At 45.8% G+C, this 19119-nt stretch carries 16 protein-coding genes and 1 riboswitch; of the genes, 2 read left to right on the top strand and 14 right to left on the bottom strand.

The annotated features are described in order from the left end of the window. Positions 1–126 precede the first annotated feature (126 nt). The 6 genes from EL268_RS27855 to EL268_RS27880 all read right to left on the bottom strand — a co-directional run bounded on the left by EL268_RS27855 (position 127) and on the right by EL268_RS27880 (position 7513). Positions 127–609 (bottom strand): hypothetical protein, encoded by a 483-nt coding sequence (locus EL268_RS27855; protein ID WP_106652670.1) that lies wholly within the window; start codon positions 607–609, stop codon positions 127–129. 41 nt (positions 610–650) lie between these two features. Next, positions 651–908, bottom strand: coding sequence for a hypothetical protein (locus EL268_RS27860; RefSeq protein ID WP_007721136.1), 258 nt, complete (start codon positions 906–908; stop codon positions 651–653). A 129-nt stretch (positions 909–1037) separates the two neighbouring features. Continuing rightward, positions 1038–2633: a peptide ABC transporter substrate-binding protein gene (locus EL268_RS27865; protein WP_106652669.1), complete on the bottom strand. Its 1596-nt coding sequence runs from the start codon at positions 2631–2633 to the stop codon at positions 1038–1040. 134 nt (positions 2634–2767) lie between these two features. Beyond that, complete coding sequence (locus EL268_RS27870) at positions 2768–4420, bottom strand: peptide ABC transporter substrate-binding protein (protein ID WP_106652668.1); 1653 nt, start codon at positions 4418–4420, stop codon at positions 2768–2770. Positions 4421–4842: 422 nt separating this feature from the next. Continuing rightward, positions 4843–6468 carry a peptide ABC transporter substrate-binding protein gene (locus tag EL268_RS27875; protein ID WP_106652667.1) on the bottom strand — a complete coding sequence of 542 codons (1626 nt, stop codon included), beginning with the start codon at positions 6466–6468 and terminating at the stop codon, positions 4843–4845. Positions 6469–6709: 241 nt separating this feature from the next. Continuing rightward, positions 6710–7513: a helix-turn-helix domain-containing protein gene (locus EL268_RS27880; RefSeq protein WP_174769463.1), complete on the bottom strand. Its 804-nt coding sequence runs from the start codon at positions 7511–7513 to the stop codon at positions 6710–6712. 115 nt (positions 7514–7628) lie between these two features. On the opposite strand from EL268_RS27880, the gene EL268_RS27885 reads away from it, so the two are divergent. After that, complete coding sequence (locus EL268_RS27885; protein ID WP_106652666.1) at positions 7629–8078, top strand: SRPBCC family protein; 450 nt, start codon at positions 7629–7631, stop codon at positions 8076–8078. Between the two features lie 57 nt (positions 8079–8135). Here the strand turns inward: EL268_RS27885 and EL268_RS27890 are convergent, their stop codons facing one another. The 8 genes from EL268_RS27890 to EL268_RS27925 all read right to left on the bottom strand — a co-directional run bounded on the left by EL268_RS27890 (position 8136) and on the right by EL268_RS27925 (position 17676). Continuing rightward, positions 8136–9785, bottom strand: a complete 1650-nt coding sequence (locus EL268_RS27890; protein WP_106652665.1) for a peptide ABC transporter substrate-binding protein — start codon at positions 9783–9785, stop codon at positions 8136–8138. Between the two features lie 187 nt (positions 9786–9972). Further along, positions 9973–10812, bottom strand: a complete 840-nt coding sequence (locus EL268_RS27895) for a MetQ/NlpA family ABC transporter substrate-binding protein (RefSeq protein WP_106652664.1) — start codon at positions 10810–10812, stop codon at positions 9973–9975. 59 nt (positions 10813–10871) lie between these two features. Then, complete coding sequence (locus EL268_RS27900) at positions 10872–11537, bottom strand: methionine ABC transporter permease (protein ID WP_106652663.1); 666 nt, start codon at positions 11535–11537, stop codon at positions 10872–10874. Continuing rightward, positions 11538–12551 (bottom strand): methionine ABC transporter ATP-binding protein, encoded by a 1014-nt coding sequence (locus tag EL268_RS27905; protein ID WP_106652716.1) that lies wholly within the window; start codon positions 12549–12551, stop codon positions 11538–11540. 99 nt (positions 12552–12650) lie between these two features. Beyond that, a riboswitch (SAM riboswitch) is annotated at positions 12651–12767 on the bottom strand. A 106-nt stretch (positions 12768–12873) separates the two neighbouring features. After that, positions 12874–14034 carry a Ger(x)C family spore germination protein gene (locus EL268_RS27910; protein WP_106652662.1) on the bottom strand — a complete coding sequence of 387 codons (1161 nt, stop codon included), beginning with the start codon at positions 14032–14034 and terminating at the stop codon, positions 12874–12876. Next, the gene (locus tag EL268_RS27915) at positions 14034–15158 is read right to left on the bottom strand and encodes a GerAB/ArcD/ProY family transporter (protein ID WP_106652661.1); all 1125 of its coding nucleotides are present in this window, start codon (positions 15156–15158) and stop codon (positions 14034–14036) included. Before EL268_RS27915 ends, EL268_RS27910 begins: the two co-directional genes overlap by 1 nt. Before the next feature lie 11 nt (positions 15159–15169). Continuing rightward, positions 15170–16621, bottom strand: coding sequence for a spore germination protein (locus EL268_RS27920; protein ID WP_106652715.1), 1452 nt, complete (start codon positions 16619–16621; stop codon positions 15170–15172). A 68-nt stretch (positions 16622–16689) separates the two neighbouring features. Beyond that, positions 16690–17676, bottom strand: coding sequence for an LCP family protein (locus tag EL268_RS27925; RefSeq protein WP_106652660.1), 987 nt, complete (start codon positions 17674–17676; stop codon positions 16690–16692). Between the two features lie 186 nt (positions 17677–17862). Between EL268_RS27925 and EL268_RS27930 the strand changes: the two genes are divergently transcribed. Next, entirely contained in the window at positions 17863–19092 is a 1230-nt protein-coding gene (locus EL268_RS27930; RefSeq protein ID WP_106652659.1) for an MFS transporter, read from the top strand. Positions 19093–19119: the final 27 nt, after the last annotated feature.

Below are 19119 nucleotides of genomic sequence, written 5' to 3' on the forward strand. Positions count from 1 at the left end.
TGGCGTCAGCCAATGTGCAACGTTCACCATTCTATTAGACGCTATATGATCTGTAAAGTTTATAGTCTTTTGGTACCAAAATGAAAAGACCGCCTCCGCATGCCGCGAGACAGTCTTTATAACTGATCATTTGTATCGAAAAAATCCCCTTCTCTCTTGCCTACTTACTTCTTGAACAGGTTTTTTTATCATGTTCAAGCCCCCGTTGGCAAGAAATTGCTGGATCAGCGAAATCACAGCCGGATTCGACAGCACTTTAATGGAGTCGGCTACTTTCGGGTTTTTCAATTGGGGAATAGCGTCGCCTAGATACGGTAAAAGCGGCAGTAAATCTTCGATAGAAATGGCAGGCTTTTGTGGTTGAGGTACAACTTCCACTTGAGCGGCATTCTTTCGTCCTCCAAACAGCAAGCCTCGCCGTTCTCCTGTACTTCTTGGAGGTGCTTGTTTGAGACGCCCCAGTGTATTCTTCATATCCTGCAGCTCCTGCCGCACCTGACTCATTTCTTTCATCATTTGGGCATTGCTTGCATGCTGTGCATCCACAAGCTTGTTGATCGATTCTAGCAAATTGCTCCTGGGGACAGCCTGCTTCCTTTTCGCTTTCATTTTCTCAACGATAATCCCACCTCCCTCCTCACTCTACCCCCTTATCTAAAACGTTTTTTTATATTTTCCAAATCCTTTGCAGTGACACCTTTTTTCGAAAGCTTATTCAGCAGACTACCGACATTTTCTGTTTTCTGCATCTGACGAAACTGCGCAGCATAACTGTTAACCTCTTGCTCGGTCAATTTTTTCCCTGACTTTCTGGCCATTTCACGAATGACTTCCTTGATTCCCGCATCTGTCCTCAGCTTTTCCTTAGGAATCGATTTAACAATGTTGAGTAAAGAACCAATATCCATCAATATCCCCCCTGGTTGCAGTTAGTTCCTTTTTACTCTATGTAGCCAAGGGCGTAATGGATTGGTCATTTGTCCATGAGACAGAAAAAAAGAAGAGGGACACGAAAATCGCCCTCTTCTCCTGCATTCTTATTTTTTGGTGATATCCGCGTATTTGAAATCGATATCACCCAGACCATCCATCACGACATCTTTCAAATTCTCGTTCTGCACCCAAGAGTTTGTGTAGAAGTAGATTGGCATGATTGGCATTTCATCCATCAGGATTTGCTCAGCCTGCATGAGAATTGCTTTGCGCTTCTCTGGGTCTTGCTCCAGAGAGGATTGGTTCAGGAGCTCTTTGTACTTTGGATTTTCCCAACGCGTATCGTTGTTTCCGCCGTCTTTTTCCTGGAACATTTCCAAGAAGTTGATGGGATCATTGAAGTCACCCAGCCAACCTCCACGAGCGATTTGATAATTACCTTGGTGTACGTCTTCTAGGTATACCTTCCACTCTTTATTTTCGAGCTTGATATCTACACCGAGGTTTTTCTTCCATTGAGCCTGTATTTCTTTTGCGATCTTTTTATGACCTTCGGATGTGTTGTAGGTGAGTGTGATTGGCGGGAGTTTGGTGATGCCCTCTTCCTTCATACCCTCTACCAGTAATTTCTTTGCAACTTCAAGGTCATTGTCTTTGAAGTAACCGTCTTTGTTCAACGCCATGCTCGGTGGTACATAGCCTGTTGCCGGTACTTGACCCGCTTGCAGGATATCGGCGGTGATACTCTCACGATTAATGGCATACGCGAACGCCTTACGAATTTTTGCGTTGGTAAACGGTGCTTGCTCTGTATTGAAACGATAAAAGTAGGCACCGGCGATTGGCTGTGTCTTCAAGATGCCAGTTTCCCTCAAAACCGGAAGTGCGTCGGTTGGCAGAGCGGACGTTGGAGCACCCGCCCAATCCAGCTCGTCGTTATCAAACATGGATAATTCCGTATTCTCATCCTCTATCATAGAGAATTCAATCTTATCCAATTTTACATTGGCTTTATCCCAGTACTTCTCGTTTTTTACGACAGTCAGTTTGCTCTTGTGTTCCCATGTTTCCATTTTAAATGGTCCGTTGCCAACAACCGTCTTTGCCTCGTCAGCCCATTTTTTGTTGCCTTCGACTACTTTCTTGTTCACTGGGAAGTACGTTTTGAAAGCAACGAGCTCTGGGAAAAATGGTGTCGGGTTTGTCAGTTCCACTTTTAGCGTCTTATCGTCAATCGCCTTTACCCCAACGTCTCCCGCCTTGCCTGTCCCTTTGTTGAAGTCTTCTGCACCTTTCACATAATACAACTGGTAGGCGTAGTTGGAAGCTGTCTTTGGATCGAGCGCGCGTTTCCAAGCATATTCGAAGTCATGTGCCGTTACCGGATCTCCGTTGCTCCATTTTGCATCACGAATCTTGAATGTATAAGTCTTCCCATCCTCAGAAACGGTATAGCTCTCTGCCGCGGCTGGGTGTACCTTTCCGTCTTTTCCGAGACGTGTCAGACCTTCGAATATAGCAGTGATGATTGTGCTAGAGGTAGTATCCTCCGCAATTCCCGGGTCTGCTGTAGGCGGATCCGAATGCAGATTCATTCTTAATACCTTAGGCCCAGCTGCTTGGATAGCGCCTTCGTACCCTGTCATCATTCCACCGAAAACAAGGACTGAACTCAAAGCCAGAAAAACACTCTTCTTCATCATATGCCCCCCTAATTTCCTAATGAGAATCTTCCAAAAATTAGTATACAACAAAAGTAAAAATATGGAAGTGGGATAGGTAAAAAAAGAAGAGAGGTGAGTATAACACCGCTCTTCTTTTACATGCACAGCTATTATTTCTTTTCTACGAAATCTGCGTACTTGTAGTCTACAGCACCCAGACCATCGATGATAACATCTTGTACTCTGTCGTCCTTCACCCAAGATTGAGTATAGTAGTAGATTGGCATAATTGGCATTTCATCCATCAGGATTTGCTCAGCCTGCGCCAAGATTGCTTTACGTTTTTCTGGGTCTAGCTCCAGAGCGGATTGGTTCAGGAGTTCTTTGTACTTCGGATTTTCCCAACGAGTATCGTTGTTTCCGCCGTCTTTTTCCTTGAACATTTCCAAGAAGTTGATTGGATCGTTGAAGTCACCCAACCAGCCTGCACGAGCCACTTGGTATTTACCTTGGTGTACATCGTCCAAGTAAACCTTCCACTCTTTGTTCTCGAGCTTCACGTCTACGCCGAGGTTTTTCTTCCATTGGTCTTGGATTGCCTCAGCAATCTTTTTGTGACCTTCGGAAGTGTTGAAGGAAAGAGTAAGTGCTGGGAATTTGGTGAGACCCTCTTCTTTCATACCTTCTTCGAGCAATTTCTTCGCTGTTTCAATGTCATTATCCTTGTAGAAACCGTCTTTGTTCAGCGCCATGCTTGGTGGTACATAGCCTGTTGCAGGCAATTGACCAGCTTGCAGGATGTTGTCGATCAGGCTTTGACGATCGATCGCATAGGCAAACGCTTTACGGATTTTCACATTGTTGAACGGTGGTTTTTCTGTGTTGAAACGGTAGAAGTAAGTACCCGCGATTGGCTGAGTTGTCATTTTACCGGATTCTTTCAAAGCCGGGATCGCGTCAGTTGGCAACGCAGAAGTTGGAGCTCCTGCCCAGTGCAATTCACCGTTTTCCCACATGGACAGCTCAGTATTCTCATCCTCTACCATGGAGAATTCGATTTTGTCCAATTTTACGTTGTCTTTATCCCAGTAGTTATCGTTTTTGGAAACGACGAGCTTGCTCTTGTGCTCCCAAGAATCCATTTTGAATGGACCGTTACCAATAACTGTTTTCGCATCAGTAGCCCATTTCTCGTTGCCCTCTACTACTTTTGGATTAACTGGGAAGTATGTTTTGAATGCAACCAGCTCCAAGAAGAATGGCGTTGGGTTTGCCAGTTCTACTTCGAGTGTTTTATCGTCAACTGCTTTTACGCCAACGTCTTCTACTTTACCCTTGCCTTTGTTGTAGGCTTCTGCGCCCTTCACATAGTACAGTTGGTATGCATAGTTGGAAGCTGTTTTTGGATTAAGAGCGCGTTTCCAAGCATATTCGAAATCTTTTGCCGATACAGGATCGCCATTGCTCCATTTGTTATCACGAATTTTGAATGTATATTTTTTACCGTCTTCAGAAACAGTGTAGCTCTCTGCTGCTGCTGGATTGTATTTACCGTCTTTACCAACGCGAGTCAGACCTTCGAAGGTAGCAGTGATGATGGTGCTGGAAGTTGTATCTTCCGCGATACCTGGGTCAGCTGTTGGTGGCTCGGAGTGCAAGTTCAGTTTCAGTACTTTAGAGCCAGCTGTTGGTGCAGAATTTTCTGTCTTTCCTGCCGATGCATTGCTATCTGCCGGTGCCGCCTGGTTTCCGCCACCGCATCCTGCGAGTGCCGCGCCAAGAACGAGGATAGAACTCATTGCCACGAAAACATTCTTTTTCATACAAGTAATCCCCCTTTTCTAAATCTTTTATCAATATACATGGTTTTATATATTTTTTAAATATGTTTTAGAATGATTTAATAAATTTTTATTTATTTATAAAGAGAATTAATCAATTATAAATTATATTGATCGATAAATAAATTTTCCATAACATTCCTACCCCAATATCTCTAAGAAAAACCGCGTAATATCAAGCTTTCTCAGAGTTGAGGATTCAGATCTCATTTATTGATGTATTTTTTCATTCACCCAATTTTACCGACATTCAGTAAAGTAACAATAGTAATTTCATTTATAATTTTATAATTACCTACATCGTCGTCAATCGTCTGCTCGTTTTTTTACTCTCAGAAATGATTTACAAAAAAAGAAGAGTGCCGTAGCACCCTTCTTTTTTACAACGAGTTATGCGCTTTTTCTTATTGAATGTCTGCCCATTTCCAGTCTACAAAACCGAGACCGTCGAGTACTACACCTTTTACTTTGTCTTTTTTCACATAAGAATGTGTGTAGTAGTAGATTGGAACTGCTGGCATTTCGTCCATGAAAATAGCTTCTGCTTGTGCCAGAATTTGTTTGCGTTTTTCTGGGTCCTTTTCCAGAGCAGATTTGTTCAGCAGCTCTTTGTACTTCGGATTTTCCCATTTCGTGTCGTTGTTGCCGCCATCTTTGTCCTTGAACAGGTCCAAGAACGTGTATGGATCGTTGTAGTCACCAGACCAGCTGGAACGTGCGATTTGGAATTTACCTTGGTTCACATCTTCCAGGAATACTTTCCATTCTTTGTTCTCCAGCTTAATGTCTACGCCGAGCGCTTTTTTCCATTGGTCTTGGATCGCTTCGGCAATTTTCTTGTGGCCTTCAGACGTGTTGAAGGAAAGAGTCAGGGTCGGCATTTTGGTAATGCCTTCTTCCTTCATACCTTCTTCCAGCATTTTTTTCGCTGCTTCTACATCGCCGTCTTTGAAGTACGGGCTTGTTGCCACTGCCATTGTTGGCGGGATCAGACCCATAGCTGGTTCTTGGTTTGCTTGCGTGATGTTGTCGATGATAGATTTACGATCGATTGCATAAGCAAACGCCTTACGGATTTTCGCGTTGTTGAACGGCGGAACTTCCGTATTGAATTTGTACATGTACGTACCCGCGATCGGGCGTGTTTGCATTTGACCGGTTTCTTTCAATGCAGGAATCGCATCGGTAGGAAGTGAGCTCAAAGGCGCTCCGGACCAATCCAGATCGTCATTGTCGAACATGGACAGCTCTGTATTTGCATCTTCAACCATGGAGAAGTTGAGCTTGTCGAGTTTTACAGCGTCTTTATCCCAGTAGGTATCGCTCTTCACAAGAACCAATTTGCTCTTATGTTCCCATGTTTCCATTTTGAATGGACCGTTACCAACGTGTGTAGCTGCTTCGCCCGCCCATTTATCGCTGCCTTCCACTACTTTTTGGTTAACTGGGTAGTACGTATAGAACGCAGTCAGTTCCAAGAAGAATGGTGTTGGGTTCTTCAAAGTCACGACGAGTGTTTTATCGTCTGTCGCTTTTACGCCAACATCTTCAGCTTTTGCTTTACCCTTGTTGTATTCTTCTGCATTTTTCAGGTAATACAATTGGTAGGAGTAGTTAGATGCTGTCTTCGGATCGAGCGCTCGCTTCCAAGCGTATTCGAAATCCTTAGCGGTAACTGGATCTCCATTGCTCCATTTGCTATCACGCAGGGTGAATGTATAAGTAAGACCATCTTCGGATACGTCAACTTTTTCTGCTACAGATGGATGTGGTTTGCCATCTTCGCCAATACGGGTGAGACCATCAAATGTTGCACGCAGTACCGCACTGGAAGTAGAATCCTCAGCCAATGCAGGGTCAGCAGTTGGTGGCTCGGACATCATGTTCATTCTCAATTCTTTAGGACCACTTGTTTGCTCCTTAGAAGCATTGCCTTGCTCGCCTGCTTTCTCACCACCGCCGCCACAACCAGCCAGCGCCGCACTAAGAACCAGGATAGAACTCATTGCTGCAAAAACGCTTTTTTTCATGGTGTTGACCCCCTTTTTTTCTATCGGTAAAAATTCATTGAAAGCTACTCCACAAATATACTGCATTTTTAGTAATATTGAAGACATTTTAAGTAAAATTAATTATGTTTTATTCAAACATCAAATTCTATTAAAGGAAATAAATTCGGTAGTTTCATCATGATGAAGTATGCCTCGTACATAAAAATTTATGCAGAATGAAACAACCCCTCCAGCCAGAAGGTGAAGGGGTTCACTATGATTACATTTGGGCTCGTCGATACTCGTTCGGCGCTACACCGACGATTGCTCGAAAATCTCGAATAAAGTGAGAGTGATCGTAGTAGCCAAGAGAGGTAGACAGGTCCAGCCAATCTTGGACTGTTCCCTGGTCAATCTGCTCTGCCGCCTCATGCAGTCTGTATCGTTGGATGACCGACTTCGGGCTGACCCCTACATAACGATCAAACAAGCGCTGCATCGTCCGCATGTTCATTCCGGTCAACTGTACCGCATCCTCGACCTTGAGTACGGATCGATCTGCCTGAATCATCCTGACGATTTCACTGATGCGCGCTACATTCGGATCAGGCTTCGGTAAATATTCGAATAGAAAGGCTTCTACCCTTTTCATCATTTGCTGATCATCTGGCAGGCTTAGTACTTCTTTCTCAAGCTGCTCGGTTGCAACACCAAATACAGCTTCCAGACTCGTAAAAGTGCCACTCAGCTTTGATACCGGGGCATTCAGAAACGGATAAAAACCTCCGGGCCTAAATTTCACTCCGAAAACGTGACCTTGTCCCTCTAATAGATGCGAGGAAGTCGTACGGGCTACACCAAAAATGCCAGTTGCTCCTTTTTCAAACACCAGATTCACATTGGGATGAGCCAGTACGGTTTGCGAGTAAGGAAGTTCCGTACGCAAATCCCACCGGACAACCCAGTAATGTTGCACGAAGTAGCTGATTTCAGCAGATGGCTCGTATCTGTCCAGCGAAAATTTCTTCTGTCCAATCATCGCATGCAGTACACCCTTTGGGAGCTTGGCAGTCTGATTTTCCAAGGCGCGCCTCCTGACGTGTTTTTACAATACACACTTCCGAATTCTTCTTATAGTAAGAGTAGTAGTTGAGAGACTTGATTACAATTCCCAAATGAAAAAATCAGGGGGTAAAACAATGGATCTTCGCTTTGATTTCTACATTGGTGCTACGCCAGAGCAGGTCTGGCATGTCCTTACTTCCGATGATGGCGTAAAGAGTACTTTCTTTGGCTGTACGATCCGCTCGACTTTTCAAGTAGGCGATGAGATGGCTTACGTGGGTCCGGGAAAAGACGGTGACGACACAGTGCATGTATACGGGAAAATTTTGCAGTTCGAACCTCATCACATTTTCAGTTTCACTGAACATCCTGGTCCTGCCTACTACGAGAATCATGCGGAATTGCAGTCTCGTGTCACGATTACCTTAGAACCGGTTGGCGGTTGCACCAAGCTGACACTGATCCAGGATCAATGGACAGAAAACCATCCCTCCCACGCAAGTGCGAGCAACAATTGGCCGATGATGCTCTCGTCGATCAAGACGTATGCGGAGACAGGCAAGACACTTGATTTTGGCTACTAATACAAAAGAATCCCGAGACCAGCAATTTCGTTGGCCTCGGGATTTTTGTTATATTCGTTACTCCGTCATTTCTGCCCACTTCAAGTCGATAAATCCGAGCCCATCCACTTGTACGCCTTTTACCTTGTCGCTTTGTACCCAGACATCCACATCCGTGAACATGGGGATCAAAGGCATGGCATCCATGAAGATTTGCTCAGCCTCGCCAAACAGCTGCTTGCGCTTCTCTGGGTCCGTTTCTACCGATGCCTGCTTCAGCAGCTCCTGATAGCGCGGATCTTCCCAGCCCGTGTCGTTGTTGCCTGTTTTACCATCTCGGAACATTTCCAGGTAGTTCATTGGATCATTAAAGTCTGCATTCCAGCCGATACGGCCTATTTCGTAATTGAGCTCATGCATATCCTGCAAGTGAACAGTGGCCTCCTTCACCATGAGTTTTACTTCAATGCCAAGCTTTTGTTTCCATTGGTCCTGAATTGCTTCAGCAATTTTCTTATGTCTGTCGCTTGGATTGTAAGACAAGGTGATCGGAGGCAGCTTTGTTACATTAAGCTCCTTCATGCCTTCTTCCAACAGCTTTTTGGCTGTCTCTACATCATTATCCTTGAAGTAGCCATCTTTATTGATAATCATGGATTGCGGCAACATCCCCATCGTCGGCACTTGGCCCACTTGTGTAATGTTATCCACGATGGTCTGACGGTCAACCGAGTATGCCAATGCTTTACGAATTTTTACATTGCTGAGCGGGCCTTTTGTCGTGTTCAACTTGTACCAGTACATCGTCGCTTTTGGATGCACCACGAGCTTGCCTGTTTCTTTCAATGTCGGAATCGCATCGGTGGGAAGCCCGCCGAGTGGCTGACCTGCCCAATCCAGCTCTCCGTTCTCGAACATGGACAGCGCTGTATTATCGTCCTCGATCATCGTAAACTCAATGCGATCGAGCTTCACTACGTCTTTTTCCCAGTAGTGCTCATTCTTTTCCAGCACGATCTTGCTCTTGTGCTCCCACGCTGTCATCTTAAATGGACCGTTGCTTACGTGCGTTGCTGCTTCGTTTGCCCATTTCGGATTGGCTTCCACTACTTTTTGATTAACCGGGTAGTATGTGTAGAAAGACGTCAGCTCCAGGAAGTAAGGCGTAGGATTCTCCAGCGTGACTTCCAGTGTTTTGTCATCGATTGCCTTTGCACCGAGTTCGTCTGGCTTCGCCTTGCCTTCGTGAATCAGCTTCGCGTTTTTAATGTAGTACAGCTGATAGGCATACTCAGCACCGAGGGTCTTGCTAAGTGCACGCTTCCATGCATACACGAAGTCATGGGCAGTCACTGGATCACCATTGCTCCATTTCGAATCGCGGAGCGTGAACGTATACACCAGTTTGTCATCCGAGAGCTTCACATCGGATGCTACTGAATTCACTGGCTTTGCGTTGGCATCGAAGCGAGTCAAGCCATCAAACGTAGCACGCACAATTGCTCCCGCAGTGGCATCCTTCGCAAGACCGGGGTCCGCTGTCGCAGGCTCACTCATAATGTTCGCCCGAAATACCTGCTGCTTTGCATTTGCAGGCTTTTCAGAGGGCGCTGCGGTTCCCTCGGCTGGTGGGGTTGTTGTTGATGGCTGCGTACTTGTTGAGCATCCAGCTAATACGCTTCCGGCGACCAGCATCGCGCCAAGAAACAACTTGAGATTTTGTTTCATCAGAAAATTCCCCCTTATCTATATTTTCTCATTTCAAACACAATATACTCGACAGGAATTGGGTTGAATACGGGGTTGCGATAGATTTAATTTAATTTTATGAAAATTCACTAAACTATAAATAAAAGTAAAGCCCAACCAGCTTTTCGGCCAGTTGGGCTTTGTTGATCGATCAATTATTTCTACTTTAGAACGCTGGAATAATCGCGCCTTTGTATTCATCTTCAATGAACTTTTTCACTTCAGGTGAGTTCAGTTCTTTCACCAGCTTTTGAATGGCTTCGGAATCTTTGTTGTCAGGACGAGCTACCAGGAAGTTTGCGTATGGAGAATCTTTATCTTCAATAAACAGGGCGTCTTTGGTTGGAACAAGCTTTGCTTCCAGCGCATAGTTGGTGTTGATCAACGCCAGATCTACTTCTTCCAGAACGCGCGGCAGCATTGCTGCTTCTACTTCTTTGAACTTCAGGTTTTTCTTGTTCTCAACAACATCTTTCACTGTACCGCTGATGCCAGCGCCTTCTTTCAGCTTGATCACGCCGTTTTTCTCCAAGAGTGCGAGTGCGCGACCGCTGTTTGTTGGATCGTTTGGCAGCGCGATTGTTGCGCCATCAGCTAATTCATCCACAGATTTCACTTTTTTGCTGTAAGCGCCGAATGGCTCGATGTGTACAGCCACTACTGGCTCCAGGTTCATGTTTTGTCCTTTATTGAAGTCTTCCAGGTAAGGCTTGTGCTGGAAGAAGTTAGCGTCGAGTTGTTTTTCGTTCACTTGAACGTTGGGTTGTACGTAATCCGTGAATTCTTTAACTTCCAGATTCACGCCTTGTTCTTTCAGTTTTGGTTGAACCAGCTTCAAAATTGCTGCATGTGGAACGGGAGAAGCGCCTACCTTCAATGTTACTTCCTGTTGTCCGCCTTGTGCGCCGCCTTCAGCTGGAGCAGGTGCTGTTTCCGTTTTGCCTCCGCAAGCTGCCAAAGAAAATGCCAATACAGTAGAAAGTACAGATACGACTAGCTTTTTCATGAATGATTTCCCCCTTGCATGTATTTATCTTATTATTTGAAACCCTATATGGAAAAATCCTACTTGCGGCTGAACTTGAGAACCAGACGGTCCCCCAGCGATTGTAAGATTTGTACCATCACCAGCAAAATAACAACAGTCACAATCATGACATCGGTTTGGAAACGCTGATAACCGTATCGGATCGCCAAGTCACCCAAACCGCCGCCGCCAATTACCCCAGACATTGCAGTGTAGGAGACCAGCGTAACCGTCGTGATCGTAATACCCGCGATCAGGCCTGATCTAGACTCTGGCAAAAGGACATTCCAGACGATCTGCCAATTGGAAGCCCCCATAGATTGTGCGGCCTCAATCACGCCTTTATCAATCTCACGCAGCGAGGTTTCCACCAAACGCGCGAAAAACGGAGCGGCACCAAATACAAGCGGCGGAATGGCACCCAGTACGCCGAGTGAGGTTCCTACGATCATTTTCGTCACAGGAATCAGCAGGATCATCAAAATGATAAACGGTACCGAACGCAATACGTTGACAACGAATGATGCGATCGAATAAAAAGTGCGGTTTTGCAGAAGCTGTCCGCGTGAAGTCAAAAACAGAATGATGCCCAACGGCAAACCAATCAGGACGGTAAACAGAGTGGAGAAGCCGAGCATCGTGAGCGTGTCCATCGTACCTTCGCCGATTTCAGCCCAATCCACATTTTCGAATGTCCAGTCCATTTATATCACCTCTACTTCCAAGCCACGTTGGCGCAGCGTCTCAATGGTCTTTTGATTTTGTGCGACATCGCCTTCCAGCTCGATCACCAACTGACCATACGGCGTATCCTTCATGCGGGAGATCGTTCCCTGCAAAATACTGAACACCGTACCTGTCTCTTGCATCGTTTGGAACAGGATCGGCTGGTACGTTTTTTCTCCGAGGAAGGTGACACGAGCAATCGTGCGGTTCCCCGAAGCCTTTTCGTGCTCGACTGCTTCGCGCAGCTCTGTAGAATCCGCTACTTGCTCCACGAATTCCTGTGTCGTTGGATGCTTCGGACGAAGGAATACATCCAGTACGTTACCCGACTCGACGATCTTTCCTCCATCAATCACGCCGACACGATCACAAATAGAGCGAATGACGTGCATCTCGTGGGTAATCAACACAATGGTCAAGCCCAGCTTGCGGTTGATGTCCAAGAGCAGGGCCAGAATGGAGTTCGTCGTCTGCGGATCGAGAGCCGAGGTAGCTTCGTCACAGAGCAGCACTTTTGGATCATTCGCGAGCGCACGGGCGATCCCGACACGCTGCTTCTGTCCGCCAGACAGCTGAGACGGATATTTGTCCTTATGTGCCTCTAACCCAACCAGCTTCAGCAGCTCGTTTACTTTCTTCTCAATTTCTGCCTTCGGACGCTTTGCCAGCTTGAGCGGGAACGCGACATTTTCGCCGACGGTTGAAGAAGACAGCAAGTTGAAGTGCTGAAAAATCATGCCGATTGCGCGGCGCTTTTCTTGCAGCTTGCCTTCATCCAGCTTTGTTAAATCGACGCCGTCTACAATAACTTCCCCTGAAGTTGGGCGCTCCAGCAAATTGATGCACCGGATCAATGTACTTTTCCCTGCTCCAGAGTGTCCGATAATCCCGTATATTTCACCTTGCTCTATGGAAAGGTCGATCCCCGTTAATGCTGGGATGGTTTTACCTTGTACTTGATAGCTTTTATGCAAATGACGCAGTTGGATCAACGCATCCACCTCCCGACCACAATCTTGATAAAATATGAAAACCCCTTTTTCATAAACGAAAAAGGGGCTGCAACGCAATGTATACGTTCGCATCCACCCTTCTCATCTATACAAGATCCAAACAATCTTGTAGGAATTGGCACCGCGACGTTCATTCGAAAATGAACCGGCTGCCGGGCTTCATAGGGCCTGTCCCTCCGCCTCTCTTGATAAGAAAGATATCTACGTATATTATGTTCGTTTTTTCTCTTTCATGATGATACAAAACGGATTATATCCTTTTTGAAAATATCACGTCAATAGTAATAGTAGGAAAAGTTTTTTAATCCATGACGCCGTTGCGGATGATGGTCGACTTTACGTGAAAGCGAAACGTTGCTTCCTTGAACATTTTTCTCCACTCTTCCTGCGTCATGTCTGCCATCCCTCTTCTGTTTGCACGATACACCATCCCGAAACCAGCTGGATCGACATCGAGGCCTTGCAGCTTTCGGACTATTTTTTGCAGTTCTTTTTCGATCTCTTTTTCCAATGCATTCTCCATGATTTTCATCAGCTTTGCATTCTCCAACTTAAGCGGAAGGGTTAGTTCTAAAATACGCGCATTGAATCGAATATGAATATCAAAGATCGGGGGAGATACTTGGGTCAGCTTGATGTTTGATTGACTGGAAATGGTGTCAAAGACAAGCTGCACATGCTCTTTTTTATTTCCTCCACTCTTGGGCTCCTCTCCAAAAATATGAGCGGGTACAGAAGTATCGTAGCTGCCAATGCTAAATTTTCCATTCATGAGCTTGATTAAAAAGGCTTCCTTGGGTGTGATCCACTCTACATAGCGGTCCCCTTGAAATAATGCGATACCCTTGATTTGCAGCTCATTTCCCTTTCTTGCAATATACGGCATGATCGGGTCGATCCCTTTGTCATAATAAGCCCGAAAAAACTCATGCATGGTCGATGAGGGGATTTTTTCCCCTTCTATATTTTGCTCAACCAAACGATACAGGTAGATTCCGATATTCCCTTGTTCTGTATAGGGATAAGTCAGCATATCGTATGTTTCGCCTTCAAATACGCAAAGATAAACCCTGCTGGAAATAGAGGAATCACGATACAGCGTGTCAACGATACTGCCTAGTCCACGCTTTGCCAAGTTTTCACTATAGAGTGCGACACGAATCTGCCCACCCAATACTCTTTTATCTGATTGTAAATTAACCCGATCCCGAATTGCTTTGCTGGTTTCCCCCGTCGCTGAGAAAAGCTGTATCTTTTCTTTCGCCTCTGGATTAATGGAGGGCATGATCGCTGTCCCACGAATGTTTCCATCTTTCAACAAATCGTAGCCGATAGCCGTGGCAAGTCCTGTCTCATCAAAAATTTGCCGATCTGTACAGCCTGTCATGATGAGGACACTTGAACACCACACCGCAAAAAGCCGCTTGGATACTTGCAGCCAATGTTTTCGATCAGGCAGCATCAGGCACTCTCTCCTTTGCTGGTTGGTTTCACCCGTTGCTTTCGCTGCTTCAGCCAGACCATGACGTACAAAAAATAGGGGTACACGTAAATCATGTACAGCGCTATTTGCGAGAATATATTCGTCATCCGGCTCATATCCTGCCTGGATAGCAGCGACAAGGAAGCTACATAAATCACGGGTAAAATCCAATACAACGAATGACGCAACTTGAATCCGAACAAGCGCTTGAGTCCCCGGGCAGAAGACCACAAATACAGCATCATATTCGGCAAGATCACGATAAGCCACAGCGAAATGACAACCAGCTCAAACCTCTCCAGAATGGGAAGGTACACCATCTTTTGCATATTGAGTGTCGCCCAGATCGTTCTCATGAGCTGACCCTGACTAAAAAAGACCAGCGCCACTATCATGACAAGCAAATAGATCAGATACGTCACTAGTACCCCCAACTGCGCACTTCTATGTACCCTCTCTTTATTTTGTACATAAGGATAGATCACGTAGAGTATTTCAAAGCCAGCACTGGTCAAAGACATAGCGATCATTCCATTGAAAAGGTTCTCTAGGCTGGTGTCCATGATGGGAAGCAAATACTCCCACCTCGCGAACTTCAAGGGAAAATACAAATCTAATACCAGCCATATCGTTAACATAATAGAAAAAAACGTATATCCTGCAATGACTCTTATTCCCCCCACAACTGTGTAAAACGCTAGAAAAAGGATGATTCCGGACAGAATCCACGTAGGCAAATTTGGAAACACCCAGGTTTGGACAACTTCGATGTAGGTACGTAAAATGACTCCAGCCGACACAAAAAAATAGGTCAAATAAATGATGCTAAGACCTGTTCCCAGCCATCTTCCAAACACGTCTTCATGCATTCCATAAATATCGGTTGAGGGGTATTTTTGCAGAGTCTTGATAATGACCCACACCGTAAGATGGGTCAGCAAAGCTGCGAGTATGACAGAAATCCAGGCATCGTGCCCCGCTTCCTTGGCAATGATTCGTTGGAAGCCCAGAATACCCATCCCAAGCTGAACACCATGCACAAGAATCCCCGCAAGATATGCCGATATGGTATTGCCCTTGCTTATATCGATGTTTATGTTCATAGCAGCCTCGCTTACTCGTCAATGTCTTTCTTCTCTTTAGCCTTATCCCTGTCAAAACGAAGTACTTTTTTGGGTGTAAAAAACTTGAGGCGTTCCGAAAGGGAAGATAATGGAGCGCGAATAAAGCCATCTTTCCAATCAGAATAGCGCACGGGGTAAATAGGGTACATGTATGGACGCCCCAAGCTGGTCTGTCGCAGTAAATGGCTGGCCAGGAAGCTGAATCCGACCACAATGCCCAATGCCCCCAGCATGCCCGCCAGCAAAATCATCGGAAAACGAACAACCCGGATCGTAGAACCGATCATATAGCTAGGCGCGATAAAGGATGACAAAGCTCCGAGGGCAACGATAATGATCAGAATATTGCTAGTGAATCCAGCCTGAACGATGGCTTGCCCGATTACAATACCGCCCACGATACCAATCGTCTGACCGACCTTGGTCGGCAGTCTCGCTCCCGCTTCCCGCAAAAGCTCTATGATCAGCTCCATCAAAATCGCCTCCCACAGCGGCGGAAACGGTACGCGGGAGCGTGATTGCGCGAGGGAAAGCAAGAGATCAGCTGGAATCATTTCGTAATGATAGCTCAGCGCGGCCACGTAAATCGGCGTCAGCATCAGGGACAAAATCATGGCAAAGATACGCATGACCCTGTTGAAGGTAGCAAGACTCCAACGCAAGTAATAATCATCTGGCGACTGAAAAAATTGCAGGAGTGTGGTTGGCCCGAGCAAAGCGAACGGGCTCCCCTCCACGAGTATGGCAATCTGTCCTTGGCGCAAACCGTGTACGACACGGTCTGGGCGCTCTGTTTGCTGAAGCGTAGGAAATAATGATTTCTCATTGTCTGCGATATGCTGGGCCAGTATGGTAGAATCCAGACTACTGCTTAATTCCAAATCACGAATGCGCTGACGCACCGTATTTACATTTTCCTCATCTGCCGTTCCGCTCAAATACAGGATCGACACGTCCATCGGAATATTTTTTCCCACGCTCAATTGTTCATGGAACAATTTTGGTGTAGACATATACTTTCGAATGATACAGATGTTCACGTTCAGTTCTTCTACAAAAGCAATCTGCGGGCCGAGTACAACCGTTTCTATTTCAGGTGCTTGAATGCTTCTGCCAGCAGTTCCATCACTGGGAAAAGATAGTCCGTAGGGCGATTCGGCCACCTGAATGACAATATGACCGCGGAGTAAACGTTCAATAGCTTCCCCTTCATCGAAAACACGGTTGCTGCTGGAAGCACCTAAATGCCTGGCGACATCTTCAATCCCGATTTCTTTCAAACAAAGATCGCGGAGCTTCGGGATGAGCTCGCTGTAGACAACCTTGGCATCTGCCATGGTGCTTAAATAGAAAAGTCGCACGCGTCCTTCAGGCTCATCGATATGTTCAGTGATCAAGTCACTCGTATGCGCAAACCAAATGCGTGCACCTTCCTGCTCCATCGGCCCTGTCACCTCAGCACTTAGAAAATCATGGTTAGTCTTTCCCAAAACATAAAAAAACAGCACGCTTAATTTTGCGTGCTGTTTTTCTTCTCTCCCACGGGTTGATCTGATGCTTCTGTAGGAGGGGCTATTTTTTCTTGGATAAACGATTGAATCTGATCGACATCTGGGATCAAAACAGAGCCTGCCCGGTTCGATTCACGGAACATCCCCATTGGCGGCAATTGATAGTTGCCTGGCTCTAGCGTGTCCAATTTTAATCCGAGTGCAGACAGCTTCAGCATGTCCACCGAGCTAATATTGGTTTGAACATACGGTGTTACTTCCTTCAAAATGGTAGGAAGCTGCATCAGCGTCGTACCATTCTTCATCTGATCCACGACTGCCGTCATTAATTTGCGCTGACGCTCCGTCCGAGTATAATCGGAGGTCGCATCATGGCGGAAACGAACATATTGCAAGGCTTTGTCTCCATCCAGCTTTTGCAGACCTTTTTTCAGATTAATATCGTAGGCGCCTTTGTCTGTCGGGTCATGATAATACATGTTTTTTTCTACATCGATCTCGACTCCACCTACTGCATCAATCAGAGCCTTGAAGCCTTCAAAGTCAGTAATCACGTAACGATCTACTGGAAGTCCAGTGAACTGACTAACCGTTTCCATTGCCAGCTCAGGTCCACCTTCTACAATCGCTGAGTTGATCCGCGAGCTGCCTCTACCGGGAATATCTACATACGTATCACGCAGGATTGAAAACATGTCATAACGTTTCCCCGCAGGATCGATGCTGACCAGCATCATGGAGTCAGAACGAGGAAGCCCGTTATTTTTCATTCCTCTGCGGTCTACCCCCATCAGCAGGATATTGACTCGTTCCTTGCCGTCCCACTCTGGTATTTCTGCAGCTTTGGTGGAATTTCCACCACTAGGCGGTGCGATATTGGGCTCTTGAATATTTTGAGCAAATTGATAAAAAGAGTATCCGTAATATCCTGCTGTCGCAGCCATCACAACAAGCAAAAGAAGCAACACTCGTTTCCATATTTTCATAAAGTCCACCTTTATTCTCTCTATCCTCAGTTGATGTCATCTCTCCACTTTGATTAGTATACTCGAATTTGCGGAAAGTGGAGCAGCCTTTATTTGGGTACCTGTGACATTATAAACATTTTAATTTACAAAGTTCAGAATATTAGCTATACTATTCTTATCCTTAATGGTAAGGGGTGCATTCGCGTGATATCACCGTCAGCTTTCCTCAATCGCTATCCACGTGAGGCCATTTTCTTCATCATCGCCAGCTTTATTAACTCCTCCGGGAGCGCTTTTATGTGGCCACTTACTACCTTATACGTACATACCATTTTGCAACGCTCGATGACGGAAGCCGGATTCGTCCTGATGATCCAATCTCTGGCGGGAATCTTCGGCCAATTCATCGGTGGATCGTTGTTTCATCGACTAGGTGCCAAGCGACTTATTGTCGGCGCATTGATTATTCAAGGACTTATTCAATTCTCCATTCCTTTCGTTCAGAGCTGGCCTGTCTACCTGATTCTCATGATGGGGCTTGGCTTTACGTTCAACCTGTCATTCCCGGCCATTCAAGCATTTATCGGTTTTCGATGGAAAGAACAGCGCCGAGAATTGTTTAACATCGTCTACGTCGGCAATAATTTGGGGATGGCAATCGGAACTGCATTGGCTGGCGTCATTGCCACCTTATCCTTCCAGCTTACATTTTGGTTCAACAGCACGAGCACCTTATTGTTTGCCTTGTTCTTCTTCCTTTTTATGAAGAACATATCCCATCAGGAGCTGGTCGGAGAGAACCTGGAAGAACAGCAAAAGCATCGCGTGAAAAATAACTTTACCCTGCTATTCCGCTACCAATTGTACTTGTTTATGGCATTGGGCGCAGCATTCATTTTCTTTTCCAATACGGTATGGAATACAGGCGTCGCTCCTTATATTACCGAACAAGGTATGCCTCTGTCTTCGTATAGCTGGCTGTGGACCATCAACGGGATTATCATTTTTGCCGGGCAGCCCATCACTTCCTGGATCAAGCGGCTGTTGAATCAGAGCTTGTCTGCCCAACTCGTCGTCAGTGCCATCGCGTATGCTGTCGGTTTTGGGTGTATGCTTGTCTACCACGGTAGTTATTACGCATTTATTGTCGGAATGGTTATCACTACATTTGGAGAAATGCTCATCTCACCCACTATCCCTACTTTTATATCGGAAAAAACCGGAGAGAATGCCCCATTTTATTTGGGAGTCGTAGGGGCGATTACCACCGGTGGAAGGCTCTTGGGGCCGCTGGCTATGGGGTTCATGTATGACCATGGTGGAATTCATCCAACTCTGTTCTTGGCAACGCTTGTCTCAGCGGGTTCGGTCCTGCTCTGTCTGTTGCATGCTTATTTTCATCGGGAAAAACGAGCAGAGGTTGCTAAAAACTGATTTCAAATGCAAAAAAGCCGCCCGATC

Source organism: Brevibacillus brevis (genome assembly GCF_900637055.1).
In the GTDB taxonomy this organism is placed as follows: domain Bacteria; phylum Bacillota; class Bacilli; order Brevibacillales; family Brevibacillaceae; genus Brevibacillus; species Brevibacillus brevis.